Origin of the sequence: Cryobacterium sp. PH29-G1, from assembly GCF_030063365.1 — a bacterium.
Taxonomy (GTDB): domain Bacteria; phylum Actinomycetota; class Actinomycetes; order Actinomycetales; family Microbacteriaceae; genus Cryobacterium.
In genome coordinates this window covers 1-861 of the sequence record NZ_JASISY010000027.1, presented here as the reverse complement: position 1 = coordinate 861, position 861 = coordinate 1, and the positions used below count along the sequence as shown (strand labels likewise).

Genomic DNA, 861 nt, shown 5'->3' with positions numbered 1-861 from the left:
CTCCTGCACGAAAGCCGCGTGCTGGTCGAGTCCCGCCCCCAAACCCTCGATGCCCTCCGCACCGGCGACATCTCCCTCCGCCATGCCCGCCGCCTGCTCGACCAGCTCGACTCCGTGCCCCAGCCCGCCCGCGACGCACTGGAGAGCGTGCTGCTGCCGCACGCGAAACGCCTGACCGCGACACAATTCGACGGCAAGGCCCGCAAATTGCGCGAACGGTTCCACCCGGACAGCATCACCGTGCGCCGCAGCAAGTGCCTGTCCGATCGCAAGGTGCTGTTCTTCCCCGATAAAGACGGCATGGCCACGCTCTGGCTGCGCGCAGCCGGTGACGACCTGCAGGCGGTCTACACCCGCGTCACCGACGCCGCCATCAGCCTGCAAGGCCCCGACGAAGAGCGCACCCTCAGCCAGTTGCGCGCCGATGTCGCCATCGACCTGCTCCAGCAAGGCGTCACCGGCAGCGGCCTCGGCGCCGGCCTCACCGCCAACGTCAACATCACCGTGCCGGTGCTCACCCTGATGGGCAAAAGCGAAGAACCGGCCGAACTCGAAGGCTACGGCCCGATCGACCCGGAAACCGCCCGCCGCCTGGCCGGCACGGCGACGAGCTTCCTGCGCATCCTCACCCACCCGCACACCGGCATCGTGCTCGACGTCAGCCAAGAACCCTTCCGGGTACCGGCCAGCTTGAAGAAGTACCTGCGACTGCGCGACGGAACCTGCCGGTTCCCCGGCTGCAACCGCTCCGCCGGCCACAGCGACCTCGACCACACCATCGACAAACAATTCGGCGGCCCCACCACCGCCACCAACCTGCACTTCCTCTCCCCAGCACACCACAACCTGAAACACTTCAGC

General features: G+C 67.8%; 1 protein-coding gene. It reads left to right on the top strand.

The features are described from left to right. Positions 1-861, top strand: an 861-nt coding sequence (locus QMK22_RS17445; RefSeq protein WP_283498923.1) for an HNH endonuclease signature motif containing protein, incomplete at both ends; no start/stop codon positions are given.